Here is a 26675-nt window from a genome sequence, read left to right as displayed (position 1 = left end):
CCCGTTTCAATAGAGAGTGGAGCAGGCCTGGTAATCCCCGAGCATTTGCATGACTTCACGAATTATCCGCGTATTTTGCGGATGATTCGTGAAGTTAGGCAAAGCGGAAGGGATTGGCCTGCGGAACTCGTTTCAGAGCCACTGCCTACCCAGCCGAACTAAAATACAACTGACTATTAAAAAAATAATAAAACCAAAAAAATCGTTAGTAATCAAAACCTCCCCTAAAAAAGGAGTCCAGATAACCAACGATTTTTTAATATCCCAAAAACCACCAAATAAACATTACGAAACATCTTTGTAAAAAATAGGTAAATAAAATAAAATCTCATATCTAGGAATCTTAAAAAATGTTATATTCTGACCATACCCAAGCACACAGGGTAAATAAATCATATGAGGTGTTCGATATATGGATTTATATCAATTCAAAAAAGGAACGATTTCCAAGAAATTTCTTTTAACGGATGGATATGACAAATTATATGGGGTCGATAATTTACAAGTTGATAATAAGCTTGTGTTTATTATGGATGTTTCTGAATATAACTTTCCTTTGGGAAAGACTATTGTGTACCATTTGGAATTGGGTGCAATTATTGATCCACGAACAACGAGACAACTTAGTAACGCTTTTTGCGATATAAATCAGGTCGGCTATGCCTTAACGAAGGTATTAGCTGGCCTTTTTAAGTTAAAATGTTATTTACCTTATGTTCATGGTTATATAGCTTATATGCCACTGACTGGGGCAACACGCAATAACGCTAATTGGATAGCATTGCACTTAATTAAGGAGGCCAAACAAGTGGGTAAAAAAATTGAATTAACCACGATCAATGGTGAAAAATTTGAAATGGATTTTCCCAAAGGAGAATTCAATCAACGAGTTCACGATGTGGCTTTGATTACGCAAGGTTCCTTCTTATTCATGAAAGCTTTTGTTAATGCAGGAATGTGTGAATTACAACCACCTGAGGAAATCGGGCTGTTAGCGAAGTATGAGGATTGCAACTGTCCTGATCATCAAGAGATGCGGATTAAAGTTACTGACTTGCGATATATGTTTATTAATATAAAAGCAGTATTTTTAATGAAGTTGGGTATCGATATTATCGAACGTGACGATATGATTAAATATTACGGCCAAAATTTATCACGATTTAAACGAAATTACTAAAATAAACTAAAAAGCGCCTAACAAAGCGCTTTTTTATTTTGCCTAAATTTTTGATGGCGATAATTTCAAGGTTTCTAAGCAGTTTTGGTGACTAATATTACAAAGCAAAATCCGTTATATTAATTCCACACAAGCGCTTGTGAGTAAATTAGGAGAACTCACAATTATGACTGACTTGGAATTAGGCTTTCAACATGCGTTACAAAATCAAAAATTAATTCATGGTGTCTTAAAACGAATCCATATATTTGTCACACGTTCGGACTATGATGATTACTTTCAAGAGGCAACGATTTTGTATGCCCAAGCTTATGTTAAATACTGTCAAAATGAAGACGATTTGTCTAAATTTAACCGTTACGTTTTTCAAAAATTGAAGTGGCGTTTGACCGATATGTTACGCCAAGAAAAACGATATCATGACATACACAGCTTGGAAGAATTCGATTTTCAACGAGTTCCAGAAGAGTTGATTTTGGCAGATTTGGAGTTTGTGAATATTGCCGAATTGTCGGAAATGGAAAAAATAATATTGCAAGAGCATTTCATCGAGGAACAATCTCTGGTAATATTGGCGGAGCGTTATAACCATACTTCAAGAGGGCTGAGGTACTGTCGTAATAGGCTTTTACAAAAGTTGCGACATATGAGCGTTCGTTGAATTTTACTATTTGATTACAGGCTCGTTACTTTTATCATATTAGTGAAGAAACTTGTTATAATTTATAACGTTAAGGAAATTAACGGCGGGAAGGAAATATCTATTATGGCATCTAAGAAAATTATTACTACTGTAGCAACTTCAGTTGCTTTAGCAAGTATCGGATTTACAACAATTGGACAAGTGGCTCCTCAATTTGGCGCACACGTTCAAACAGCTCAAGCTGTAACATCATCAATTAATGATTATATTAATAATAACAATATCAAACCAGTTTCAATTACTAACCAAGAAGGTACATTCGATGTATGGCAAGGTTATGAAAATGGTGTTGGTAAGCCAGAAGGTGTTGTTATCCATGAAACAGCTACACCAGGGGCTACTGCTCAAAATGAAGCAACTTACTTCAATCGTGAGTGGAAAAATATTTATACATACGTTCATGCTTTTGTTGACAACAACCAAATCTTGAACATTAAGAATACGGACTACACTACTTGGGGTGCCGGTCCTACAGCTAATGCTAAATTTATCAACGTTGAATTATGTCAAGTTTCAACAACCGATGCATTTGCACGTTCAGTTGCTAACCAAGCATATTACACAGCTTCAAAATTAGTTCAATATAACTTACCATTCACACCAGGCGTTACAGTTATGTCACATAACGATGCTCGTATCAAATGGGGTGAAACATCACATACTGACCCAGTTGGCTACTTTGCTAAATGGGGTTACAGCATGGATCAATTTTATGATCTAGTTGGTAAGTACTACAACCAATTGAAGGGTAATACTAACTCTGGTAATAACAATAACAACGTTAATAACGGTGGCGCTGAAACAGGTAACTCAAGTAACATCCGTGTTAACAACTCTAAGGGAAGTTTCGTACCACTAGTTGCTTTCCAAAACGATGGTAGTGTTAAGAATATTTCTGATCGTGCTTTAGCTAATGACTCACTATGGTATACAGACCAAGTTAAGGAATACAACGGCCTACAATATCGTCGTGTTGCTACAAACGAATGGGTCGACAACGGCTACGTTACAGGAAACAAATAAAATTTATAATAAATTAGTTCGGTTTTGATAACGGATTATTCGAAAAGATGCGCTGTAAAGCGGGTCTTTTTTTGATATCATTATTCAATAATGCCGTCTCCGGAGATGAAAGTATTAGCCTGCTATGCGGACCGGCCTGAGCCAAGGTCTCAGCCCTCGGTTTGAAGCCTCGCAAAATCAGCGAGTCTCCAAACACGCCCGGTGGTGTAAGAGCTAAAGCTCTAACGCCACTTTCACAGCTGGTTAATACTTTCATCTCCTCCGACTAGTTGGCTGGTGGAGTTGGGGTGTTCTTGTTGAAAATTAATTTAATAATATAGGTAGTTTAAGGCTAAAATGGTTATGTAAAGATTAGTTGAGTTTAGATATGGCGGTGCTTTATAGAGGTTGTGAATGAAAAGCTGATCCTCACAGCATTTTACTCACAACGTATACAAAAGAAGGGCTTAAAAAGATGGGAAAAAAATTTTATGTTGTTTTAAGTATGTTTTGCCTTTTTGCCGTACTTTTAGTAGGTTGTAAACCGAAAGAAACGGATAAAATTGTTACATCGAGTAAAACTTGGTATTTATATCAAGACCAAGGTGAAAATGATACTGTTTCAATTAAATTTTTGAAAAATCAAAAAGCAGAAATCAAAGATATTACGACGATTGACGGAAAAGTTGGAATTAATCGTTTCAACAGTCAATTCAATAATCCTGCATATACTTTGAATCGTGATGGTAAGACGATTACTTTCAAAACGGCTAAACAAAATTTAGTTTTGAAGATTATCAAGGAATATCACGAAAATGTTTATGGCAAGCATATGAAGGGTTACTATGTCGAATCGGGCAATCAGACGTATAAATTTGCCTATATTACGAAACGTGATAAGAAGTCGAATATTAGTAAGTCGAATAAAGCTAAATCACAAACGATTGCTTACGACCAGTTGCCTGATCATATTATTGATGTCAACGCTAATACCAAGCCTTTGACGGCTAACAATGCATTGATTGGGAATTATGATTTCTCAACGATTATTGATTATCGCCGAACCGATGGTAATTTGACTATCAATCAAAATGGGACGTATCAAATGACTTTGACTGAACACTCAGCTCAGAAACTGTCTGATACGACCGATAGCAAGGTGGTCATGTTGACGGAGGTCGAGACGGGAAACGTTCAAAGTTTATATGGCAAGATTTATTTGACGCCGAAAAATCTTTTGACAATCAATTATTATTATCATGGTCAAAATCAAGATCGATTGTTACCGAAGAGTGTTAATTTAAAAGTCAATTCGAAGGTAACTGGTAATCAAATCAATCGTGCCAAGATTCGTATGGAAGCTAATGATAATCAACTTTATCTCTATTCCAGCGACTACACGGTCCGTCCTAAAGATGGTCAAAAGAATACCAAAGCTAATTTATTAACGAAGTCAAATACAGATCAAACGAGCTTAAGAGATGCTATAACGCAGACGAAAGATTATTATGATAAATATGAAGCTGCACCGTTATCCTCAAACGCAGATTTAATGCAGCTAGTCGGAGCTATTTCCGATAATCATGGTAAGAAAGTCGGCAGTATTGGTGTCAATTTTGGAGATTTGTATGGGACAAATATCCAACCAAGTGATTACCAAGGTGTCAGTGTCAATGGCAGTAAACAACCGTTGATGCAGTATATCTTTTTAGTTTCACCATCAGCTTATTCAGAAAATGGACCTGCTGTGACGACAACCAAGGGAAAGTTGTTGATCTACGGTTCATTGGATAATAAGTTGTTCTTGTTGCGGCAACCGGATAAAGATTCGACAACTGTAACTTGGACAATGGTGAAGAATTTTCCGTTAACTGTTCCCAAATTAAAGTTCAGTTTGAATTAAGTCGGAGGGGAATATGAATTTTTTATTGATGGTCATTGTTACGATCATTGAAGTACTTGTGATTTATCGCATCAGATTCGTGTATAGTCGGCAGCCGGTGGGGGCCATTGTCTTATCCAGCACAATCATTGCAGCGTTCTACTTGTTGGCTAAATTTACTATCAATAGATATGTCCGCGCGTTTTCGTTTAGTTTGGCAACGATTGATCTAATTTTTTTAGTGATAATGTTGTTTTATATGTGGCAAATGAATCGTAATTTAAAGCAGCTGCAAAAAATTCAACAGACTGATTTTTTATTGGTCTTGGGTAATAAATGTACGAGTTCACGGATACCACCGATTTTGGCTGAGCGACTTGATAAGGCAATTGAACTGTATAAGAGTTTTCCAGTTAAGCCCAAAATTATTGTCAGCGGTGGTCGCCTCAAACCGAATGTCGCTGCTGAAGCCGAACTAATGCAACAATACTTAATCGATGCTGGGATTCCAGCTGAAATGATTTTGTCAGAAACGCAGTCACGTACTACTGTTCAAAACTTAGGATTTTCCGCAATAAAAATTCGTAATATTTGGCATAAAGATAGTCGTCCACGCGTTATCATAGTAACAAGCGATTATCATCTGCCAAGAACTAAGTTTTATGTTAAAAAGTTGGGTCTAAAGGTGAATTTTGCGGCAGCCAAGACGGTCAAAATGTTAATGTGGCCTGAAATGTTTCGCGAATTTACAGCTATTTTGTGGTATTACCGATATTCACTTTTTACGATTCTTGGAATGGATATCTTATTTTCGTTAAGTATGTGTATGTGAGGAGCGTTATATGAGTATGTACGATAAGTTTGTTGAAAATAAACGCTTGAGAAGATTCGTCTTGCTACTGATTGTCATTGCTTTGTTTTACTTATTCCGTAGCATGATGAGTCTTTTCTTATTGACGTTTACGTTTACCTTTTTGTCAGTTCAGTTAGTCCGAGCTGTCCAAAAGCATTTTCCACGGGTCAAACCGATTTGGGTGATTGCACCAGTGTATTTGATAATTATCGGCTTGTTGATTTTTGTCATTGCCAATTACGTGCCACAATTGATCAGTCAAACGGTCAAGATGTTCAGTTCGTTACAGAAGTTTTATGAGAGTAAAGAAGTTCGTTCGAATCCTTATTTGAACGTGATGTATAACTACTTGCAACAAATTAATTTGGATAATCAAATTAAAGTCGCTATCACCCAAGTGGTCAATTATATCAGTAGTGTCGGAGCAGTCGGCTTTAACATCGTCATCTCATTCTTGTTGAGTTTCTTCTATACTAGTCAAGTTGAACAGATGAATGCGTTCGGTCGTCAATTCTTAGATAGTAAATATAGTTGGTTATTCTCTGATTTGTTCTACTATGGCAAGAAATTCGTTAATACTTTCGGAGTAGTTTTAGAAGCTCAATTGATGATTGCCGTGGTCAATACAGCTTTAACAACAATTACTTTGTTATTTATGAAGATGCCAGGCATTATCGCTTTAGCCGTAATGGTCTTCATTTTGTCATTGATTCCAGTGGCGGGGGTAATTATTTCCTTGATACCATTGAGTTTCGTGGCATATTCAGTCGGTGGAATCCGTTACGTGCTTTACATTGTGATTATGATTGTCGTGATTCACTTGATTGAAACATATTTCTTGAATCCACAATTCATGTCCAGCATGACACATTTACCAATTTTCTTTACATTTGTTGTATTGATAGTTTCCGAAGAATTAATTGGAACATGGGGACTAATCATTGGTATTCCAATCTTTGTCTTCTTCCTTGATATCCTAGGCGTACATTCAATTGGTAATAATGTTAAAAAACGTCGGATAAAATTAAAGAAATCGTTATAATTGGAATTAAAATTTAGTTGTCATATATAATGTAATTAAATGTTGAAAGTTGGGGGATGCCGCCAGCGGTCGTGGAAAATTTGGCCTGCTGTGTGGACCGGTTCGAGCCAAGGTCTCGAACCTCGCTTTGAAGCCTTGCAAGTTCGGCAAGTCTCCAAAGACGTCCGTGCTGTAAGGACTAAAGTCCTAACACCACCTTCACGGCTGGCCAAATTTTCCACGACCACTGGCTAGGTTGGTTGGTGGTTAGATTGATATTAGTAAGATTTGGTCCATCGTCGTATTGCGTTGATGGCATTTGTTTAACTTTTAACTAGTATTCTAGGGTTTAGAAAGCTGTAGTGATTAATTTTTCGAGTGTCTTTGAGTATTTTGGCTTGAATTACCAAGTGTTAGTAACTTTAAAGACACTAGCCGGAGGGTGAAAGGGAAACGTAACCAGCAGTGAAAATTATGTTAGGACTTTAGTCCTTACATAATGGACGTATTTTGAGATTTGCGAACTGTGCAAAGCTCAAAATCGAGCCTTGAGACCTTGGCTCAAGGCGGTCCCACAGCAGGTTACGTTTTCCTTTCACCCGGAGGAAAATTATTTAATAACCTTCAACCCTTGAGTAAATAATTCATTACAATGTAGTCAACTGACGTAGATGGGAGATTAAAGTATGTCATTCTTCGATAGAAAAAAGAAAGAAAATGATGATAATTATTCTGATCTAAACAATTCTTCATATCAAAATGCTCAACCAGATCAAAATAGTTTTGATCAGGCGCAAGGTCAATATAACGATGCCCCAGCGGGGATGGGAACTCAGTTCACACCAAACGACCAGAATTTTAATAATGCCAATAATAATGGTAATGGAAACGATTATTTCTTTGGCCAAGACCAACCACAATATTCGCAACCTGATCCACAAGCACAACCTTTTGATCAACAACAGCCACAACAAGCTCCAATGGATAATGGAACTGAACAATGGCAATATACTGAACAAAACTTGCAAAATACTTTGGATCAAAGTGCTGATTTGAAGTCACAACTTCGCAGTCAATTGTTGGCTGACAGAAGTTATTGCAACCATGTTTTGCGTAACACTAACAGTGACCAAGTCGATGACCGTCAACAAGCAACTGATCGAATCAATGAAATTAATAAGTCATTGAAAGAATGGTTTGGCACTGATGAGATGGCAAACGAGATTTATATGGACGAAAATCGTGATTATTACATTTTCACAGATGATCTTGCAGCTAACCCTGATGATGACACTAGCAAAATGTGGCAACAATTAACCATGACTTTAGCGGCCAAAGGTTTGCTAGCCAACGCTATTTCTGTTACGTACAATGACCAAGTTGATCAAACATGGATGAATTATCAAAACGCTGGTTTCGTTGATGGTAATGCGTTCTTATTGAATATGTACAATGAATTGCAAGGTCGTAATTTAAATACACCTGTTACGCCAGCTGAAATTCCATTCGATGCTGATTATCGAGTTCAACATGTCAGCGATAAAGTCGATAAAATTTTGGATGCAAACGATAAACTTGTGATGGAAGTTTCCAGAAGTGCTAACCATCAATTACAAATTATTCGTCACTACAAGGACAATAGTTTGTTGAGTCGTGATATTTTTGATGTCAATGGCGTTATCTCAGCAACCCAATTTTATGACCACAGAAATGCGAATAAAGTCGTCCGTGAGAACTTCTATCGTCAAGATGGAACATTGGTCTTGATTAAGAGTTACACGTCTAACGAGCCTTATATTCAACTATTCAGTGAAGGAAATGTCTTGATCAGTACCTTCGATAGCGATGAAGAATTAATCGTTTGGTGGTTGAAGAACCAAGCATTGAAACAAACAGAAGCAACAATTTTTGTTTCAGTTAACTCTGAATACTACAAGAGACTATTGAGCCTTAGAGACAGTGGCTTTGAAGTCATTCCAATCGTAATGAAGCAGAGTGAAAATGCTGATATCATTTCTGATTTGATTGACGGAACTGATAAAGTTAACGCAGTGTTGGCAGGTTCAGATCAAGTTAATACTTATTTGAATAAGAGTTCAAAGAATAAGTTGGATATTACAACGTTGAAAGAAATCGACGCACCGGTTTATAAACAGTAGAGAGCGAAAATGGGGCGGTTAGCTCCCGAGCATTTTCATAACAAGATAAATTGCACGCTGTACTTTGCGGGCAGTTTATCTTGTTATGAAAAGCGGAAGGAGTTGCCCCATCGTAGCTCGTTTTAGAGCCACTGCATGCCCAACTTAAGTTTCTTAAAATTAAAAAAACACAAAACAATAGCCACGACAATTCATAATTGATTGTTGTGGCTATTTAATTTGGAAATAATTAGTTTGAAAGAAATCAGTTCAAATTTTTAATGTACCGATATTTCAAATAAAAGTAGTCCAAAACTAACAGATATATTAGCCGGAGGGTGCGAGTCGATGAAGCCAGCAGTGGCGGTGGTGTTAGGACGGCTGATTTTGCCGTTCTTACAGCACAGGACGTATTTTGAAATTCGCGTACTTTGCGAAGTTCAAAATTGAGGTGCGAGACCTTGGCTCGAACCGGTCCTCACAGCAGGCTTCATCGACTCGCACCCGGAGGCGGACCCAACATTTACACTAATTTAATGCAAATTGAGACTCCCTCTCTTTTTTTTATTGTTGAAATCGTGTAAAATACATATTGTTAAAGAAATGAAAAGAGGATCATATAAATGGCAAAATTAGTTTTCATTCGTCACGGACAAAGTGAATGGAATTTATCAAACCAATTCACTGGTTGGGTTGATGTTGACCTTAGTGAAGAAGGCGTAAAGCAAGCTCAAAACGCTGGTAAACTTCTTAAAGAAGAAGGTATCCAATTTGACCAAGCTTACACATCAGTATTGACACGTGCTATCAAGACATTGCACTATGCTCTTGAAGGCTGTGACCAACTATGGATTCCTGAAACAAAGACATGGAGACTTAACGAACGTCACTATGGCGCACTTCAAGGTCTAAACAAAGCTGAAACAGCTGAAAAATATGGTGACGAACAAGTTCACATCTGGAGACGTTCATACGATACATTGCCTCCACTATTGAAAGCTACTGACGAAGGTTCAGCAGCACAAGATCGTCGTTACGCTAACTTGGACCCAAGAATTATTCCTGGTGGCGAAAACCTTAAAGTTACTTTGGAACGTGTAATTCCATTCTGGGAAGATGAAATCGCTCCTAAATTGCTAGATGGCAAGAACGTTATCATCGCTGCCCACGGTAACTCATTACGTGCTCTTACTAAGTACATTGAAAACATCTCTGATGCTGACATCATGGACGTTGAAATGGCTACTGGTGAACCAGTTGTTTATGACTTGGATGATAAGTTGAACGTTGTAAGTAAGAAGAAGCTTAACTAATTTTAGAAATACTTAGTGACTTTGTCACTTAGTATTTCTTATGGGGTCGTCTCGGACGACCGTATTCCTTTATTAGTTGAATATAAATACGACTGCACAGTGTGTGTTGGTCGTATTTTTTTGTTATTTAATTTAGTTAAGCTGATATAATAGTATCCGTTAAAACTATTTACGGAGCTGAAAACAGGTTTGTAGAGCTGAATAAAGCTTTACGGAGCTGAAGACAGTTTTTGTAGAGCTGAATAAAGCTTTACGGAGCTGAAGACAGTTTTTGTAGAGCTGAATAAAGCTTTACGGAGCTGAAGACAGTTTTTGTAGAGCTGAATAAAGCTTTACGGAGCTGAAGACAGTTTTTGTAGAGCTGAATAAAGCTTTACGGAGCTGATAACAGTTTTGTAGAGCTGAATAAAGATTCACGAAGCTGAAGACAGTTTTGTAGAGCTGAATAAATTTTTACGGAGCTAACGACAGTTTTTTAGAGTTAAGAATAATTATAAAAATTTGAGGTGATAGATTGAATACTCCTAGATATGAGAAAAAAGACTTATTAAGTATTCCTGAGGGTAAAACCTTTGATCGAAAGAGCGCTTCATATGATTTGAATAAACTTGCTAATATTTTGATAGCATTTGCTAATGCCGATGGTGGAACGGTTGCATTGGGAATAAAAGATAAGAAATATGAAGGAGTCAACTTACTGTCATCTCAAAAGAAGAATGATATTCTTCAGCTTGGTTCACAACGAGTAGTACCAACACTAGAGATAGAAAAGAATGTAAAACATATACTCAATAATCAAGGATTACCTGATGAAGTATGGTTGCTAACAGTGAAGCCAACTGATAATAAATTATATATGAACAAAAAGGATGAAGTATATCTTAGAATAGGCGATGAAACTCATCATACTACGTTTGAAGAACGTAAGAATTTGGAATTTGATAAGGGCATCAGGGCATTTGAAAGCCAGGCTATAGACGAAGCAATTTTAGATGATTTGGACGAAGAAACTGTTGATAAGTATAAAGAAATGTACGGATTCGATGGAGACAATCTATGGGATTTACTTTTCCCTAAAGGATTAGCTAAACGTATTAGAGATAAAAATGATCAAATTTATTATCGATTGACTGTAGCTGGAGTATTGTTACTTTCTAAATATCCCACTGCCTTTATTCCAGGTGCAAGAATTAGGTTTATTCGATATGAAGGTAAAGAAGCAAAAACTGGTTCTGATATGAATATTGTTAAACAAATTAGAATTGAAGGTCCGTTAGATAAGATGTTACAACAGTCCAGTGATATTTTAGAATCACAACTTCGTACATTCTCTAGTTTGGATACTAAGTCGGGTAAATTCGTTGATGTTCCAGAATACCCTAAGGGAGCATGGCTTGAAGGAATCGTTAATGCAGTTGTACACCGTGGTTATAATTACACTGGCGATGATATTAGAGTATTGATGTTTGATGACCGTTTGGAAATCCATAGTCCTGGTAGTTTGCCTGCAGTAGTTACTACTGAGAATATCAGACGAACACATTATTCAAGAAATCCATATATTGCAAGAGCGTTAACCGATTTTGGCTGGGTACGTGAATTTGGTGAAGGTGTTGACCGTATTTATAAAGATATGAATGAGTTCTTTTTGGATAATCCTATTTATGAAGTGGACGCCAATAGTGTTAATTTAGTTTTAAAAAATAACATTATTATGAGATCATTTAGGAAAAATGATGACTTAGAATCAAAGATTGGAAAGGATTGGCAACAGCTTAATTTCATTGAACACACTGCGATAGGATTAGCTTATGAACATGGTAGTGTTCGTACACGTGAATTATATGAAGGTATTAATGGCTATAGTATGAGTTCTGCTAGAAATGCATTAAATCATCTGACTAAAATGGGAATTTTTGAAAGAGTCGCATCAGCCCCGACATCTCCAAATCAATATTATAAATTGATAAAGTAGTTTGAATTGTAATTCCATTCTGGGAAGATGAAATTGCTCCTAAGCTATTAGATGGCAAGAACGTTATCATCGCTGCCCACGGTAACTCATTACGTGCTCTTACTAAGTACATTGAAAACATCTCTGATGCTGACATCATGGACGTTGAAATGGCTACTGGTGAACCAGTTGTTTATGACTTGGATGACAAGTTGAACGTTGTAAGTAAGAAGAAGCTTAACTAATTCTTGATTAGTTGAATATAAAATACGACTGCACAGTGTGTGTTGGTCGTATTTTTTTTGCCAAGGTTGTGAAAAGAATGTATAAGTTCCACAATTATCTGTGGTGGAGACTAATTACATTTTTTAATGGGAACTTACGTTTGCTAGGTCGTGGTATAAGATGTATTATTTAAGTTAATTGAAGACTAATTGTCTGAATATTACTGAGGTTGGAGGAAATGCATGTAATGAGAAAAGCTATTTTTTTTATGTGTGATCAATATGCAGATTGGGAGGGGGCTTATTTGTCCAGTCAGCTTAATCAGAAGGATGATTGGCAGGTTATTACAGCTTCTGTGACGCCCATAGTTACGTCAATTGGTGGGTTTAAGACACAGGTTGATGAGACACTCAATGAGCTTTCACAAAATGCCGATCTCTTAATCTTGATTGGTGGTGATTCTTGGAAGCAAGATTATCCAAAATTAACAGCGACAATTCGAGCTTATTTGAAGCAAGGAAAAGCAGTTGGTGCAATTTGCGGTGCTGTTGATTATTTGGCCCGTAATGGTTTATTAACTGGTTATCAGCATACAGGTAACGCTCAGTTCCTTTGGAACGGTGACAGGCAGTATACGAATCCACAAGATTTTCAAGAAAAACAAGTTGTTCGAGATCGTAATCTTATCACAGCTAACGGAACAGCAACTTTGGACTTCACAGATTCGATTCTATCGAGTTTGTTTACTAAGCAATCGTCAACTCACAGGGAGATGGAACTACAGCGTTTAGGATTTTATCGTTATGTTGAATTGTATGGTAATCCCTATCAATAGGACCGTAAAAGTGATGAACAGTTTCTAAAATATACATAAGTAAGAATGTAATGTTAGGATTTTCTCTTGTCAATAAGATGACCAGGGTATAATATCGTAAACTTTGGTATTGATGACCTTATATAACTTTTTACTATCAGTAGCGGGATGTTTTTAAAACTTCATATGATAATGTAAATATCAATAATAGTAAAATTTAGTTAACATAGTTATAGGGCAATTAAATGATGCTTAGAAGAATGCGAACTTAATGATTCTTCGAGGTAACAGGGATTGGGGGTGTAAAAATAAGATGAGTAAAAAAGCTAAGTTTGAATGTGCATATGTGAAAACATATGGACAATTGATAGAAGCATCGAAGCTTATTCAAATGAAAAGTGGATCTATTGATGATGAGGGAATTGACTTAGACAATGATATCTTTTGTCCAGAATGCAAAAAGACACATTTAGTAATCGTTAATAAAATCAGTGGCGATGATTATATTAGGAGAAGTACACAAAAGGAGAATCCAGAACATGACCCGAAGTGTACTTATGAGTTTGAGGTTGCAGGAAAAAAGGAAAGCAAAGCCTATTTCCAGAAAAAGAATCCTAGTGAGATACAACATGATCTTACACAATTATTAAAAGAAGATATTGCCGTACGTGAACGAGATCCTAATGCACCTAAAATTATGAGAAAAGTAAACAGTGAAATGGTTTTTTTTACGAATAAAGCCAATAATCATGTTAGAAAACGAGTTCCACAGCAGAAGCTTACTGAAGCATTTGCAAAAAATCTAAAAAGTGAGCATGCAGGGGATGGTTTTGCTAAGTATTATTATGGTCGTGTAAAAGTTCTGAAAAGGGAAAGCAAGAAGAAATTTGAAAATTATCAAATCTTGTCATCAAATGGATTAGTTTTCTTTAGTTTAGGAGTTCTTAACAACCTTAAAGATTTAACTGAAACTCTATCTAAGGCGAGCAATTTAAAAGTGCCTATAAATTTGGCCATTTATGGTGAAATAAAGTTTAATAGGATTTATCGTGATTTAGTAGTCTTCAATGAAAATTGTTGTGTGATTAGAGAGTAGATTTCTCAATTAGTATCTTTTCACCAAGGGAATCGGTGACGGATATTAAAATAAGCATTGGCTTGATAGATTTATGCGGTTTAGTATGTCTATTGATGTGCCATTCTGGGAAGATGAAATCGTTCCTAAATTGCTAGATGGCAAGAACGTTATCATCGCTACTCACGCGGTAACTCACTACGTGCTCTCACTAAGTACATTGAAAACATCTCTGATGCTGACATCATGGATGTTGAAGTGGCTACTGGTGAACCAGTTGTTTATGCTTGGATGACAAGTTACAAGTTGTAAGTAAAAAGAAGCTTAACCAATTAGTAATTCAAGATGGGATCAGACTTTATTGTGTGGTCTTATTTTTTTTTTGCTAAAAAAAAAGGCTCTCCCGGGTACTAACTTTCAACAAAATATAAAAAAAGGATTTAAAAATGTACGTGAAGAAAGTAGGGGATTTGTCTATTCGCATTAAGAACACACATAACTGAATAGTTTTATGCTTTTTTGATATAATAAGCAGTGTTTACATATGGATTTCTTAATTTGATTGAAATTATTCAAATAGAAAAGGGTTATAAAATGGGGAGTAATTTATTTGATAGTGAAATTAAAAATTTAGAAGCTTTGACTAAATCAGGTGCCTTTGGTAGTGAGTCACAGAATCTTTTAAAAAAAAGAGGAGAAATCTCTACACAAGAATTTATTTACTTATCATTTTGTTCCATTTATGATGATCCCAATTTTGACTATGAAACTCTTCCATACATAATAGATTTCATGGACTTATTTAGAGAGGGGCAATCTACTAACCCACAAGCAATGGTAGATATTATTACAGCATCTATGGTTGGTGATAAAAACAATCTGCAGTTAGAGACAATGAGTTCATATACTCGCTTTTTGACAGAGCATCAAATTTTAAAAAATAATTTGTCCGAGATGTCCAAGGAGCGTAGTGTAGATCCATTGAAACGAATTGAATTGGCAAATGCAATATTGCACGATTACTCAAATGGTTTTGAATATTGTATGAAATTATTTACTTTTATTATAGCCATTGCACGTGTAGTCAATGGTAAAGAGTACGATCTTCAGATAATTGATAAACAGCCATCATCTAATAAACTAAATTTGTTTAGACAGATTGATGGTGGGAAACATAACCTACTAGTAGATGGATGGGATGATCGTATTAGAAATGCGGATAGTCATGCTAGTATTGTATATAATCCTCAAACATGTTTATTTGAGGGGAAAAATAATCATTATCAAAAAACTGATACTGGTAAGATTAGAAGAGTTGAAGAATTTACTATTACACCAGTTGAACTTTTGACAAAAGTAATACCTCGAGTAGGCCGGTTTATACACGGGTATTTAGGCGCATCGTATCTATTGTATCTAGTAAATGCGGATAGAGAATATTATGACAAGGCTGTAGTTATTTTGAAAGAATTAAGCAAATAGGTTTAGTTTACTTAATAATTATGGAGCTTTTATTTTGTTAAGTTATACGTACATGAATAGGTCACTGATTTTTAAGAAATGAATGATACAGGTGACATACTGTTGTGCATTCTAAGAAAATGAAATTCCCCCTAAGCTATTTGATAGCAAGAACGTAATCATACGGTAACTCATTATGTAATCTAACTAAACAAAAACATTAGTGGCTCTGGCATCATGGATGTTGAAATTGCTATGCCATTTAGAATTACTTATAGTTACTTATGAGGTCGCTAAAGGAGACCATATGATCTCTATAATGTAGGATCACACTTTATTGTGTGGTCTTTTTTTGTGTAGTTTTGTAATATAATTAATTTAGCTTGTACAGACGTATATTGACTAAAAAGATAAAGGGTGTTGGTACAAAATAATGACTGAATCGGTTAGTTTGTCTAATTTAACGGCAAGACCAATTATTGACTTATTAATAGAAGGTGAATACTTACCACGGTTAACAGGAAGTGAAATAGTAAATTTAGGTACTATTTTTAATATTAATGTTGAAAATGAATGGAAATCTAGATGGCTAATGATGGAACAAGTATTATCTGGTTGCCATTCACTTAACAAATCAGGTGAATTGTTAGCCTACATGACTAATATAGATCATCTAAAAACACAAATTGAATTTCTAAGAAAAGGAAATAAGTCCATTGAAAATGTTCATATTTTAGATGAAAATGGAGATTATTTATCAAGTAGGGACATTCAGAGACAAATAATTACTGAATGGAAAAAGGCTGTAAACAGACAATTGGAGTACTCTGATTTAAAACTGGTATATATTAATGGCGATTTTGATATTATTCCCTTGAATGTCACTCCTGAAATTACGGCATCTAAGCAAAGAATTGATGACGAGTTATTAAAAGGTATTATATCCAAAGCAGAGAATGATTTAAAAGATGGTGATTATGATAGTGTAGTTACCAAATCCAGAACTATACTTGAAGGTACATTCATGCAGATTTTAGATGATAATGGAATTATATACAAAGAAAATGGGGATTTAGGTGAATATAGAGGATTAGTTGTGAGGACGCTTGGGATGAAAATTGAATCATCATGGAATCCAAGAGTAAAAAAATTGGTATCAGGTATTAATAAAGTCGTGGATGCCATTAATGAGATGAGAAATGATGATAGTGATGCACACGTAAGTAATGATAGAGTCGCAATCGGATTTGCAGAAGCTCAGCTATTGATAAATAGTTCAGTTGCGATAGCAACATATTATCTCATGATTTTTGATAGGCAAAAGTAGGTAATATTAATAACTACGTCGTTTTTTCATTACATAGTAATGATTGAATCTGATGGAAATAGCTATGCTTACCACATTTTTCAGGAATAACTATTCGCAAATTGAACTTACATATTGGTATTTAATTGAATGAAGGGATGGTGAATAATACCTTCCATCTTTTTTATTTTCTTTAGGCACTACGAACTCTGTTTGGATGTTAAATTATTTATATAAGAGTAGGTTAATAAGTCTCATGGGTCTGAAGAAAATATATTATTAATTTGAAGAGGTTGTGACACAACTCCCTATTAAAATAGTTTCAGTGTAAAAGTAATTTATACGTTCTGATTCTTTTTAGGAACTTTGGTAACGGCGATGTTTTAGTTGAGTAGTAGACAACGATATTAAGTAATATAATCAAATTAATAGTTCGTCTAAGGGGGGAAGTATTCAATGGAACAAGCTAATGAGGTTAAATCATTGATAATTCTTGGAAATGGGTTTGATTTGAAGTGTGGTTTATCTTCAAGCTTTCAACAATTTTTTGAAAATTTAAAAAGAAATTTTCCAAGCAATGATTTAAAAGTATTAAAAGAACTATTTAAGGAGGAATTTATTGATTTTCCAATAGAATCAAAAGATTCTCCGCGAGGTTATGAAGAAGCTGGTTTTGATGAATATATTGAAGTTAAACTTAATAAGAATGATTTTAGGAACACTCAATGGTTAGAACTTCTTCAGAAATTTTCAAATTTGATTTCTCCAGAACTAAAAAAAATGGGATTTTGGACAAGCTGTTTTATTATTTTTTGTACTGATTCAAAATATTGGTATAACATTGAGGGATTTATCAGCGATTTTTTTACAGAAGAATCATATGAAATAGGAAAAAAGTCGCCATTAACTAGAATTAACACTATCGCAGAAACAAGGTTTTCTGCTGTTGGTGAGTATATTAAAGACTTGAGTAGGGAAGATGAATCAAGTATAGCCGATGCGCGCCGATTTGATTTGATAACTAAAAAAATAGCTTTCTTATTGGTGAACATATTTGAATATAATATCAACATAGATTTGAGCGAGTTTCTACTCAATCAGTTAAAGATATTTGAGAATTTACTTGATAATTATCTAATTGGCCAATCGGAAAGTGATAGCTACTATAAATCGGAGACAAAGAATATTTTAGAAAAGCTGTCTGAGAGGGAATCGTATAATCAATTGAACTTTAATTACACAATAGCGGAGTCTAAAAGTATTAATATTAGAAGAAATATTCATAGCACCTTGAGACATAAACCTATTATTGGAATTGATGCTGATAAAGTATTTGCAGATAATAGGATTTATAAGTTCACAAAGACCTATAGGATAATGAGGTTAGCAATGAACTCAGATGATTCTGAATTAGTTCCTAAATCGATTGCTAAGATTATTTTCTACGGTCATTCCTTAGCTCAGGCAGATTATTCTTATTTTCAATCAATTTTTGATAAATGTGATATTTATCATAATAGTGTCATCTTAGAATTTTATTATTCAACATATGAGGGTTGCAATGAGGAACAAGCTACAAGAACCATGTTCGATAGAGTCAGTCAATTGTTGGACAATTATGGAAAGACAATACCTAACCATGGTAAAAATTTTATGGTAAAAATTTATTATCAAAAATGTTACTGGAAAATAGAATTAGAATTAAAGAATTATAGTATCTAATGAGATTTAGTTAGATAAGTTTGTCAATAATCGGACACTATGAAAATGTAAAATAATCTTTGGAAGGTAGTAGTATCAACAGATACAGAAATAATTTTACATACCATTCTGGGAAGATGAAATCGCTCCTAAGCTATTAGATGGCAAGAACGTTGTCATCGTTGCCCACGGTAACTCATTACGTGCTTTTACTAAGTAAATTGAANAAGCTATTAGATGGCAAGAACGTTGTCATCGTTGCCCACGGTAACTCATTACGTGCTTTTACTAAGTAAATTGAAGCTGACATCATGGACGTTGAAATGACTACTGGTGAATCATTTTTTTTGCAATTATTCGTAATATAAAATAAGAGCAATCATACAAAAGTATGAGCTCTTGTACAAAGATATATATTATTTTGGAATTTTGTGTTATTTTAAAACGGAAATGGTATACGTGAGGAGGTCAATAATGAAATTAAAAGAAGTATTCTCTATAGAATTTATCGACAAGTTGAATCGAATAAATGATGGAGCAAATCTTGATCCTGATCTCGAAGTAAATGGATTTATTGATATCAAAGATATACTTAAGGCTTTAAATTTTGAAGTTGAATTTGAAGATAACATGATGGGGAGTGGAAAAATTAACGGAAACCGCATTATTATTGATAGTTCTGAGAATAGTGCTCGTCAAAGGTTTTCCATGGCTCACGAATTAGGACATGCCGTTCAAAATGATCGAAATGCTAATCGGAATGATGATTCTGAAGATTACTCTTCGGAAGATCGTAGAAAAGAAGTATTTGCAAATACTTTTGCGGCACAGTTTTTAATGCCCAAAGTTTTGGTAAAAGAGGCAATAAACGAATCTATTACTCAAAATGGCTTTGATAGATTAAAATTGACTCCCAACAATATAGATACAATAGTCTCTGAAGTATCAGCTAAATTAGGTGTATCGAAAATTGCAATGAAGTATCGTATTGAAAATCTTAATATTTTTATTCCGGCTAAGGAACAATAATGGAATTCGACAATTATCAAAAGCTAAAGGAAAAATATTCCGAAAAAAAATTATTCGATACTTATTACATAGATTTAGAAATGGTGGAAACATCCTTTGATGATAACTGGGTTTATCTATTACAAAGGGTTGACCTTGATTCCGAAAATCATGATATTGAAATTCTTTCAAGTGTTAAAAATTCTTTAGATGAGAGACTGAAGAATTTAGATGTGAGCCAAAAATATAGTAAAGATCATTCATCTTGGTCGGTATTTTATACGTTAAAGGAAATTATCGATCAAATTGAAGAGTGTCTTCCAGAAGAATACAAAACATATTATCGAGGACAATCTGGGGGATGGGAATTACAACCTACTTTGTTTAGAGTTGGGGAAAATGGGTATTCGGATGATTTTAGAAATAATTATGATCATATTTACAAAAAGATTTCTAAAAAATTTCCAGAGGATGTTGGTTATTTTCCACGAACTGAAAGTAGTATGGATGAGAGAGCTACTAATTTAGCTGAATTACAACACTATGGATTAGGGACGCCTTTGATTGATATTAGCGAAAATCCATTTATTTCGATGTTGTTCATGGTAGATGGATATTCAGGTCAAGGTCTTGAACCACAATTGGATGTCTTTTTCGTTCGAGATGATGGAAATAATTCTCTATTTCAAGAAGTCGTAAAGAAAAAACAAAATAAAAGAATTTCAGTTCAAAAAGGAGCTTTTTTAAATTTTGATAGGTTGACGCAAGAAAATCTATCAGGTGTAAATAAGATTCCTAGAATATGTATTAGGCTGAAATATCTTGAGAATGAATTTGATGCCCAAGAAATCAGTGATCTTCCTGATGGAGGTGCTGGATTGTATGTGGATACCGAAAGTAAAAAAAATCGTGTTCTACAAACAGCTGTTAGTGATATTAAGAACAAGCTAACATCATATCATTATCGAACAGAAGACCTTTTTCCAGATTTTTATATGTATCTGAGTGTATTGAAATCCAAATATTCTGATATAGGTAATACAAAAAAAGAAAAATGGTACCAGGTCAGTGATTAGCTAACGGGCTCTGATTGGTTATAAATTGGAAGTATAGCAAACAAAGTACGATTAATCATTCTGACGAGTAGGAGAATTAAAAGCCACGAATGTACCCGAAGCCAAACAATCGGCTATGATTTTTGAAATTTCAGCAACAGGAGTGGTAGGACTAACTTCAAACCACCACTTGATAACTTGCATCGCTGAAGCAGCAAATAATCGAGCCTGTAATTCTTGATATGGTGTATTGTTTTCACCGGGGTTGGTTGTATGTAAAGATTCCAAGAATTTTTGCACGAAAATATTTTCCATTTGTTCAAAAACATTACTCTCAAGTTTAGGTGACCACAATGTCATGAAGACTTTACGTTGTTTAAATAGGGGAAGTAAGGCAGTTGGTAACTTTTGTTCGTAGTTTTGAATTTTGGAAGGTGTCAATTTTAAGTAGGAAACATCAATCGAATTTGAAAATGATTCTAAAGCTGAATCAATTAACTTTGACCGTAAGTCATATTTGTCCTCGTAATAATTGTAAAAAGTTGATTTGTTAATTTGCATTTCCTTGGTGATTTCAGCAATGGTTAATTTTGAAAAATATTGCTTGTCGATACATGCTAGAAAGCCACGTTTAATGGTTTCTTTAGTCTTAACGACACGTAAATCAGTTGTCATGTCTTTTCCCCTTTTTTGTAATTAATTATAACGAAATTTTAAATAAAGCTGACATTAAATCATATTGAAAAGTTGCTTATCCGACTGAAAGACCATTAAAGTTGGATAAGCAACTTTTTGTTTTGATCTGCTGGTATTAAAAATTTTGAGCACATGATATAAATAAGATGTTGAAAGATAGAAAGCAGGAAAATTAAATATGAAGGCATTAAGAATTTATACATTAAAAAATCAAGCGATGGCGGATCTTTACTTTAACGTTCATTGGCAAAGGCATCTAATCAGTCTGCCCAAATATCATATTCAAGTTGACAATGTGCAATTGGAACAAGTTAAACGGGAAGATGAATCTTGTCGGGTATTTGCATTAGTTCATACTGAAGACGGTGATGACATGGAAACATTAAATGCAAAATATATGCAAAGCGATGACTTTAAAGCTGACATGGCTGGTTATGATATGACAGCAATTTTAAACGTTGAAGAAGTTAAATTGAAATCATCATTGGAATTATAGTAGGTTTGCCAAAGAAATTATGGTGACTAGTGAGATCGATTTTATAATATAAAGCTGAAAAGGCCCATTCAAACTGAATTTATTTCAATTTGAACGGGCCTTCTCGATACTCATATATTTTAATGATTTAAATTGCTGATATATAATAATATAATGCTAAGAGTCTTAGGAGTACGCAATAATTTCTGATATTTCAGAAGCGCAAAAGGAAAGGTGAATAAAATGAAACTGAATTTTTCTGATTCAGCTCAAAAGAAGTTGAAAGAATATTTAGATAGTAAAAAGATTTTGCTTGATTATGATGATGGCGTTGGACCTTTTTCAGAAGAAGGAGATTTTCCAAACGGACGTCATTTTCATCTAGTTTTTGTTGATAAAGATGCAAAGCTGCTAGATTTTGATCAAACGATTGACTCAAATATTGGCTTGGTGTGGATTAAAGGAGAAGCATCTGATCAACTGGATGAGAAAATGGAAATTAGATTGAATGAGAAAAGGAATACTTTTTCTTTGGTTGGTTCAACTAGTGTACTGGATACGGCTCTTGAAATTATTAATGACGATAAAGAATAATTTTAAATGGTCGAAAATGAGAATCATGTTACTGCCAAATAAATAGAATTGATTTGAGAAGAGATGGTTGCGGCCGTCGCTTCTTTTTTTCTAATACCTAAAGATTCAAAATATATTTTAAGCCTTAAACTCAAGCAATCATCAAGCCAATGATCGGCAATTGATCCAGTAAACGACCACAATCAATGGCAATGTCAAACCCATAACTGGGTAGAGCCATGACCAAGGGAGAATAGCAGTAATGAGTCCTGCTAGCATCGGCCCGCCAGACATACCAAGGTCGATACCAATGTAGAAGGTACTGTTGGCTAAGCCACGATCCGATATTGGCACAAGAGATAGTGCTTTGGCTTGGCAAATTGAAAACATCAAGCCATAACCAGCCGCAAATCCAAATGCTCCTAAGAACAACATAAACCAATTGTTTAAATCTGTTAAACCGATTATACCTAGCAGATTAAAGCCTAAGCATAGCCAGAAGAATTTCTTGAATGGTACGTGATCAAACGCATCACGTAACGCCATCCGCATCACCAATAAAATAATAGCGTAAGTGGGAAAGAAGACGCCAGCTGGCACGGAAAAATGTCGGTGAGCAATGTAACTCACGATGTAGTTTTCGGTGGCAAAATATGGTAACGAGAATAACAGTAAAATAACTGCCAAGGGAACGACTTTAGGTTGGATTAACTGAATTTTTTTGACAGATTTCGTAATTGTTTTATGCGAGGCAACGGGAAGTCCATGATTGCCTACGAATTGAATAATAATCAGCATGAGAATACTGAATAGGGCTGCGACCCAAAAAACGCTTTGATAACTAAAGTGTTGGTATAAATAGACACTCATTGCTGGTCCCACAGCCATTCCTAGGGCACTGGCCAATCCATAAATTCCCATCCCTGAACCAATTCGGTCGGGTGGTAAGAGGTCGGCCATCCAGGTAGCCATACAGACGGAACATAACGTATAGCCAACACCGCTAATCACTCGAGAAATCAGAATTAACGCGACGTTGGTTGCTAACATATAGCCTAGGCTCGCTAATAAAAGTAAGATTCCACCGATTAAAGTGAGTGTGTATTTAGAAACACGATCAGTTAAATTTCCAGCTAATGGCCGCAAGAATAATGCGGTCAAGTTCATTGCGCCGGCAATGACACCAGCTAAAATGCTGCTAGCACCGATATTAGTCGAAAATCCGGCAATGATTGGATTGATCAACATTGGCCCCATTAAATAAAAGAAACTGGCTATTAAAACTAAGGTAACATCTTTGGTATATAGGCGTGTGTGCACGCAAAATCATTTCCTTTCTAAATTGGCGTTAGCTCGTCGGGCTAATGCTAGAAATTGTTGTTGTTCTTCCGGTGTAAAACCAGCGAAGATTTCGTCACTGGTTTTTAATCCATGTTTATCAAGTTGATCATATTTGGCTAACCCAATCGAAGTCACCAGAACTAGTTTCGATCGGCCGTCGTCAGGATTGGGCACTAGTGTAACAATTCCTGCAGTTACCATGCGGTGGACAATTACCCGGGCAGTTTGGTGGGTAATCCCTTGATAATCCTTAAATCCTGCGACTGTTTGATGGGGATGTTCTACAAAATATGTTAGAGCGTCCCCTTGTTCAGTAGTTAAATTCAAATCTTTAATATGAAAATTTCGTCGTTGTTTAATTCTACGGGCCAATTGTAATAGCTGCCGTGAAATCATGTCATCTTTACTCATGTGAGCACCTCATGGACGTATTGTACAGTAGACTGTATAATTTAACAAGGCAACTTTATTTTTAAAAGTGATGGTGCTACGGTTTGCTGTTGGACGAAAAAATTCCACAGTGTGTGCTAGTTATATCTTTTGCTTATGATGTGAAAACGTCTTTATGTTCATCTATTATGCTATTGCCAACATTTTCACGTAATCTATAGTAGATGGGTAAAGTAATTACTTGTAATTACTCAATCCACTTCGTATACTACAATTAAAGTATTAGAAAAGATGGTGAATAATATGAAGGAAGTACTTGGAACATTTAAAACTAGAAAAAACGGAAATAGTATTAGTATAACTGTGCCAAAGTCCGCTGGAATATCAGAAAATGAGTTATTTAGCCTTCAAAAAGAAAATGGTAATCTAGTTTATAAGCCAATCAGAGAACAAAGTAATCCATGGAAAAATGGAAAATTTAAGAATCATGATTTTAGAAAAGATATGCAAGAATTAGAATTTGATATTGGAAATGAAAAATCGGTTGGAAAGGAAAGACTATTCTAATGGATTATCCAATTCAAGGAGATATTATTTTTATTGATGCGGAACCACATGCTGGACACGAATTAGGTGGTCATTCCGTTAAAGCTGATAATATAAAACGTCCGATGATAGTACTATCTGATTCTGATTATAATAAATCCACGGGATTAGTATCTGGAATGCCCATTACCTCACATGAATTTTTGGGAGATTCCGATGATGGATCATATGTTCCAATTATAGATATGAATAGTGGGGTACGAGGAAATGTGGTGACTTACTATTTACCCAGTTATGACTTTGTGGCTAGGCATGGGGAAATAGTGGGACATGTTTCTGATAAAATTCTAAAAGAACTTTTAGGTGATGTTAAGAATATTTTCAATCTTTAAAATCGATTGTTAGAAATTTTTCCTATTTAGAAAGTTTGCGACTATAAAAAAATACGACTTTAGCATACATTGTGCGGTCGTATTTTTTTTGTTATTTCAAAGGAGTATTTTTTGGAAAATGGGGAAGACTTGATATTAAAGACTTCTCACGAGTATGTATTTTTCATGGAAAATAAGATTTATATTACTAATTGCAAATTTTCCATTAGTTAAGATTCGTAATATAGTTTAACTGAGCCAGCTTAATTACTATGTGATCTCAATAAAGAAAAATTCAATTTATTGAAAAATACTTACTGATTTAGTAAGATAAATTTCGACAAGCCACGGGGCAACATCTTGTCGAATTGAAGTATAAAAATTATTAGAATAGAGGAGGTTTCAAAACATTATGCGTAAAATAAGTAATGAAAATTTGATAGCATTTCATCCAGGATATTATATAAAAAAATATCTTGATGATCAGAATATGAATCAACGTGAATTAGCAGATCGTTTAAATACTAATGAAAAAACTGTTAGTCAGTTAATCAATGGAAAAATTGATTTAGATAACAGATTGATTACCGGCTTAGCTTTAGTTTTAGGGACCTCCGAATCTGTATGGAAGAATCTTAACGATAAATATCTAGCGACAAAGAATCAGATTGAAGAGCAAAACCAGCTAGAAGAAGAGAAAACAGTTCAACGACAATTGGACTATAAATATTGGACTAATTTGGGAGTAGTACAACCTACAAATAATGCGGATAAAAAGGTTTTTGAATTAAGAAAGTTTTTCCATATTTCTAATTTAAAAGTATTAGAAAACAAAGACTTTTTAGTTCAATATAAGATGGCTGTTTCGGAGATAACGGATAAAAATGTAATAAACTCTAATGCGTGGGTTCAGACGGCACTTAATATGGGAGAACTCGAAGATGCTGCACCAATCAATTTGGAATCTTTAAAAAAATCACTGCCTGAAATACGTAAAATGGCTCTTGATGCACCAACGGTATTCTTACCTAAATTGAAACAAATTTTAGGAGAATCTGGGGTGGCATTTGTCGTTATCCCTAATTTGAGAAGCTGTGGAATCAATGGAGCTGTTAAATGGTTGGGTAAGGATAAAGTTTTACTGGCCATGAATGATTGTAGCAAGTATACAGATATTTTCTGGTTCACGTTTTTCCATGAAATAAGGCATGTTTTTCAACAAAAAAAAGGGCATATAATCTTATCCACTGAGAAAAATATTGGCCTTAATAGTGCACTAGATTTAGAGGCACTAGAAAAAGACGCTGATGAATTTGCTAAAAGTTACCTCATTGGTAAGATTCAATACAATGAATTTGTAGCTAAAGGTGATTTTTCGAAAAGGGCAATTGAAGAATTTTCCAAGGAAAATCAAATTAGCTCAGGTATTGCAGTCGGCCAATTGCAACGTGACAAATATATTCCGGTCAATAGGTTGAATAATTTACGACAGAAATACAGTTTTGCTGCTGATAAGTCCCGATAAGTTGGAATAAGTTTTAGGAAAAGGTATAAGTGATAGGGACAGAAATAAGATGGGATAAGTTCCAGCC

24 protein-coding genes and 3 pseudogenes are annotated in these 26675 nt (G+C 34.9%); 24 read left to right on the top strand and 3 right to left on the bottom strand.

All coding sequences use genetic code 11. The features are described 5' to 3' along the window. The first annotated feature begins 412 nt into the window (after nucleotides 1–412). From FD31_RS09880 to FD31_RS09795, 19 genes and pseudogenes are all read left to right on the top strand, one after another. Nucleotides 413–1180 carry a hypothetical protein gene (locus FD31_RS09880; protein ID WP_057892615.1) on the top strand — a complete coding sequence of 256 codons (768 nt, stop codon included), beginning with the start codon at nucleotides 413–415 and terminating at the stop codon, nucleotides 1178–1180. Between the two features lie 166 nt (nucleotides 1181–1346). Next, nucleotides 1347–1841 carry a sigma-70 RNA polymerase sigma factor region 4 domain-containing protein gene (locus FD31_RS09875; RefSeq protein WP_057892614.1) on the top strand — a complete coding sequence of 165 codons (495 nt, stop codon included), beginning with the start codon at nucleotides 1347–1349 and terminating at the stop codon, nucleotides 1839–1841. Between the two features lie 105 nt (nucleotides 1842–1946). Beyond that, nucleotides 1947–2906 (top strand): peptidoglycan recognition protein family protein, encoded by a 960-nt coding sequence (locus FD31_RS09870; RefSeq protein ID WP_235805351.1) that lies wholly within the window; start codon nucleotides 1947–1949, stop codon nucleotides 2904–2906. Between the two features lie 454 nt (nucleotides 2907–3360). Continuing rightward, entirely contained in the window at nucleotides 3361–4788 is a 1428-nt protein-coding gene (locus FD31_RS09860) for a hypothetical protein (protein WP_057892612.1), read from the top strand. 13 nt (nucleotides 4789–4801) lie between these two features. Beyond that, nucleotides 4802–5599: a YdcF family protein gene (locus FD31_RS09855; RefSeq protein WP_057892611.1), complete on the top strand. Its 798-nt coding sequence runs from the start codon at nucleotides 4802–4804 to the stop codon at nucleotides 5597–5599. A 10-nt stretch (nucleotides 5600–5609) separates the two neighbouring features. Then, nucleotides 5610–6662, top strand: a complete 1053-nt coding sequence (locus tag FD31_RS09850) for an AI-2E family transporter (protein ID WP_057892610.1) — start codon at nucleotides 5610–5612, stop codon at nucleotides 6660–6662. Between the two features lie 665 nt (nucleotides 6663–7327). Beyond that, entirely contained in the window at nucleotides 7328–8800 is a 1473-nt protein-coding gene (locus tag FD31_RS09845) for a hypothetical protein (RefSeq protein WP_057892609.1), read from the top strand. 602 nt (nucleotides 8801–9402) lie between these two features. Next, nucleotides 9403–10092: a 2,3-diphosphoglycerate-dependent phosphoglycerate mutase gene (locus FD31_RS09840; protein WP_057892608.1), complete on the top strand. Its 690-nt coding sequence runs from the start codon at nucleotides 9403–9405 to the stop codon at nucleotides 10090–10092. A gap of 514 nt (nucleotides 10093–10606) precedes the next feature. Beyond that, nucleotides 10607–12067: an ATP-binding protein gene (locus FD31_RS09835; RefSeq protein WP_235805350.1), complete on the top strand. Its 1461-nt coding sequence runs from the start codon at nucleotides 10607–10609 to the stop codon at nucleotides 12065–12067. A gap of 8 nt (nucleotides 12068–12075) precedes the next feature. Next, nucleotides 12076–12291, top strand: a pseudogene (locus tag FD31_RS13970) (2,3-bisphosphoglycerate-dependent phosphoglycerate mutase); the annotation flags it as partial. 227 nt (nucleotides 12292–12518) lie between these two features. Further along, the gene (locus FD31_RS09830) at nucleotides 12519–13106 is read left to right on the top strand and encodes a type 1 glutamine amidotransferase family protein (protein ID WP_057892607.1); all 588 of its coding nucleotides are present in this window, start codon (nucleotides 12519–12521) and stop codon (nucleotides 13104–13106) included. 292 nt (nucleotides 13107–13398) lie between these two features. Further along, nucleotides 13399–14181, top strand: a complete 783-nt coding sequence (locus tag FD31_RS09825) for a hypothetical protein (protein WP_057892606.1) — start codon at nucleotides 13399–13401, stop codon at nucleotides 14179–14181. A 97-nt stretch (nucleotides 14182–14278) separates the two neighbouring features. Continuing rightward, nucleotides 14279–14549 (top strand): annotated as a pseudogene (locus FD31_RS13965) (2,3-bisphosphoglycerate-dependent phosphoglycerate mutase); the annotation flags it as partial. 169 nt (nucleotides 14550–14718) lie between these two features. Further along, nucleotides 14719–15642: a hypothetical protein gene (locus tag FD31_RS09815; RefSeq protein ID WP_147007326.1), complete on the top strand. Its 924-nt coding sequence runs from the start codon at nucleotides 14719–14721 to the stop codon at nucleotides 15640–15642. Nucleotides 15643–16054: 412 nt separating this feature from the next. Further along, nucleotides 16055–16948 carry an abortive infection family protein gene (locus FD31_RS09810; protein ID WP_057892603.1) on the top strand — a complete coding sequence of 298 codons (894 nt, stop codon included), beginning with the start codon at nucleotides 16055–16057 and terminating at the stop codon, nucleotides 16946–16948. A gap of 435 nt (nucleotides 16949–17383) precedes the next feature. Beyond that, a complete protein-coding gene (locus FD31_RS09805; protein ID WP_057892602.1) occupies nucleotides 17384–18649 on the top strand; it encodes an AbiH family protein in 1266 nt (421 codons plus the stop codon). 100 nt (nucleotides 18650–18749) lie between these two features. Then, nucleotides 18750–18845, top strand: a pseudogene (gene gpmA, locus FD31_RS13960) (2,3-diphosphoglycerate-dependent phosphoglycerate mutase); the annotation flags it as partial. Between the two features lie 257 nt (nucleotides 18846–19102). Further along, nucleotides 19103–19657, top strand: coding sequence for an ImmA/IrrE family metallo-endopeptidase (locus tag FD31_RS09800; RefSeq protein ID WP_057892601.1), 555 nt, complete (start codon nucleotides 19103–19105; stop codon nucleotides 19655–19657). Further along, nucleotides 19657–20712 (top strand): FRG domain-containing protein, encoded by a 1056-nt coding sequence (locus FD31_RS09795; protein WP_057892600.1) that lies wholly within the window; start codon nucleotides 19657–19659, stop codon nucleotides 20710–20712. The genes FD31_RS09800 and FD31_RS09795 overlap by 1 nt, the downstream gene beginning before the upstream one ends. Before the next feature lie 51 nt (nucleotides 20713–20763). Here the strand turns inward: FD31_RS09795 and FD31_RS09790 are convergent, their stop codons facing one another. Then, nucleotides 20764–21366: a TetR/AcrR family transcriptional regulator gene (locus FD31_RS09790; protein WP_057892599.1), complete on the bottom strand. Its 603-nt coding sequence runs from the start codon at nucleotides 21364–21366 to the stop codon at nucleotides 20764–20766. Nucleotides 21367–21565: 199 nt separating this feature from the next. On the opposite strand from FD31_RS09790, the gene FD31_RS09785 reads away from it, so the two are divergent. Both FD31_RS09785 and FD31_RS09780 read left to right on the top strand, forming a co-directional pair. Further along, entirely contained in the window at nucleotides 21566–21883 is a 318-nt protein-coding gene (locus tag FD31_RS09785; protein WP_057892598.1) for a hypothetical protein, read from the top strand. Between the two features lie 222 nt (nucleotides 21884–22105). Next, nucleotides 22106–22456 (top strand): iron-sulfur cluster biosynthesis family protein, encoded by a 351-nt coding sequence (locus FD31_RS09780; protein ID WP_057892597.1) that lies wholly within the window; start codon nucleotides 22106–22108, stop codon nucleotides 22454–22456. Between the two features lie 141 nt (nucleotides 22457–22597). On the opposite strand, the gene FD31_RS09775 is transcribed toward FD31_RS09780, so the two are convergent. Together FD31_RS09775 and FD31_RS09770 are read right to left on the bottom strand one after the other, a co-directional pair. Continuing rightward, entirely contained in the window at nucleotides 22598–23755 is a 1158-nt protein-coding gene (locus FD31_RS09775) for an MFS transporter (RefSeq protein WP_057892596.1), read from the bottom strand. Between the two features lie 6 nt (nucleotides 23756–23761). Then, entirely contained in the window at nucleotides 23762–24187 is a 426-nt protein-coding gene (locus FD31_RS09770) for a MarR family winged helix-turn-helix transcriptional regulator (RefSeq protein WP_057892595.1), read from the bottom strand. A 282-nt stretch (nucleotides 24188–24469) separates the two neighbouring features. Here FD31_RS09770 and FD31_RS09765 point away from each other — a divergent pair, with 282 nt between their 5' ends. The 3 genes from FD31_RS09765 to FD31_RS09755 all read left to right on the top strand — a co-directional run bounded on the left by FD31_RS09765 (nucleotide 24470) and on the right by FD31_RS09755 (nucleotide 26608). Next, nucleotides 24470–24733 carry an AbrB/MazE/SpoVT family DNA-binding domain-containing protein gene (locus FD31_RS09765; RefSeq protein WP_057892594.1) on the top strand — a complete coding sequence of 88 codons (264 nt, stop codon included), beginning with the start codon at nucleotides 24470–24472 and terminating at the stop codon, nucleotides 24731–24733. Continuing rightward, on the top strand, nucleotides 24733–25104 hold the full coding sequence (locus FD31_RS09760; protein ID WP_057892593.1) for a type II toxin-antitoxin system PemK/MazF family toxin: 372 nt from the start codon (nucleotides 24733–24735) through the stop codon (nucleotides 25102–25104). Before FD31_RS09765 ends, FD31_RS09760 begins: the two co-directional genes overlap by 1 nt. A 391-nt stretch (nucleotides 25105–25495) precedes the next feature. After that, nucleotides 25496–26608, top strand: coding sequence for a helix-turn-helix domain-containing protein (locus FD31_RS09755; protein ID WP_057892592.1), 1113 nt, complete (start codon nucleotides 25496–25498; stop codon nucleotides 26606–26608). Nucleotides 26609–26675 lie beyond the last annotated feature (67 nt).

It is taken from the genome of Companilactobacillus nantensis DSM 16982 (assembly GCF_001435815.1).
Lineage (GTDB): Bacteria > Bacillota > Bacilli > Lactobacillales > Lactobacillaceae > Companilactobacillus > Companilactobacillus nantensis.
The sequence above is the reverse complement of the archived record's forward strand: the minus strand, read 5'-3'. Positions and strand labels throughout refer to the sequence as shown.

Coding starts and splice junctions, on each gene's coding strand:
- FD31_RS09880 (WP_057892615.1), top strand. CDS start 413: ATGGATTTATATCAATTCAAAAAAGGAACGATTTCCAAGAAATTTCTT.
- FD31_RS09875 (WP_057892614.1), top strand. CDS start 1,347: ATGACTGACTTGGAATTAGGCTTTCAACATGCGTTACAAAATCAAAAA.
- FD31_RS09870 (WP_235805351.1), top strand. CDS start 1,947: ATGGCATCTAAGAAAATTATTACTACTGTAGCAACTTCAGTTGCTTTA.
- FD31_RS09860 (WP_057892612.1), top strand. CDS start 3,361: ATGGGAAAAAAATTTTATGTTGTTTTAAGTATGTTTTGCCTTTTTGCC.
- FD31_RS09855 (WP_057892611.1), top strand. CDS start 4,802: ATGAATTTTTTATTGATGGTCATTGTTACGATCATTGAAGTACTTGTG.
- FD31_RS09850 (WP_057892610.1), top strand. CDS start 5,610: ATGAGTATGTACGATAAGTTTGTTGAAAATAAACGCTTGAGAAGATTC.
- FD31_RS09845 (WP_057892609.1), top strand. CDS start 7,328: ATGTCATTCTTCGATAGAAAAAAGAAAGAAAATGATGATAATTATTCT.
- FD31_RS09840 (WP_057892608.1), top strand. CDS start 9,403: ATGGCAAAATTAGTTTTCATTCGTCACGGACAAAGTGAATGGAATTTA.
- FD31_RS09830 (WP_057892607.1), top strand. CDS start 12,519: ATGAGAAAAGCTATTTTTTTTATGTGTGATCAATATGCAGATTGGGAG.
- FD31_RS09825 (WP_057892606.1), top strand. CDS start 13,399: ATGAGTAAAAAAGCTAAGTTTGAATGTGCATATGTGAAAACATATGGA.
- FD31_RS09810 (WP_057892603.1), top strand. CDS start 16,055: ATGACTGAATCGGTTAGTTTGTCTAATTTAACGGCAAGACCAATTATT.
- FD31_RS09805 (WP_057892602.1), top strand. CDS start 17,384: ATGGAACAAGCTAATGAGGTTAAATCATTGATAATTCTTGGAAATGGG.
- FD31_RS09800 (WP_057892601.1), top strand. CDS start 19,103: ATGAAATTAAAAGAAGTATTCTCTATAGAATTTATCGACAAGTTGAAT.
- FD31_RS09795 (WP_057892600.1), top strand. CDS start 19,657: ATGGAATTCGACAATTATCAAAAGCTAAAGGAAAAATATTCCGAAAAA.
- FD31_RS09790 (WP_057892599.1), bottom strand. CDS start 21,366: ATGACAACTGATTTACGTGTCGTTAAGACTAAAGAAACCATTAAACGT.
- FD31_RS09785 (WP_057892598.1), top strand. CDS start 21,566: ATGAAGGCATTAAGAATTTATACATTAAAAAATCAAGCGATGGCGGAT.
- FD31_RS09780 (WP_057892597.1), top strand. CDS start 22,106: ATGAAACTGAATTTTTCTGATTCAGCTCAAAAGAAGTTGAAAGAATAT.
- FD31_RS09770 (WP_057892595.1), bottom strand. CDS start 24,187: ATGAGTAAAGATGACATGATTTCACGGCAGCTATTACAATTGGCCCGT.
- FD31_RS09765 (WP_057892594.1), top strand. CDS start 24,470: ATGAAGGAAGTACTTGGAACATTTAAAACTAGAAAAAACGGAAATAGT.
- FD31_RS09760 (WP_057892593.1), top strand. CDS start 24,733: ATGGATTATCCAATTCAAGGAGATATTATTTTTATTGATGCGGAACCA.
- FD31_RS09755 (WP_057892592.1), top strand. CDS start 25,496: ATGCGTAAAATAAGTAATGAAAATTTGATAGCATTTCATCCAGGATAT.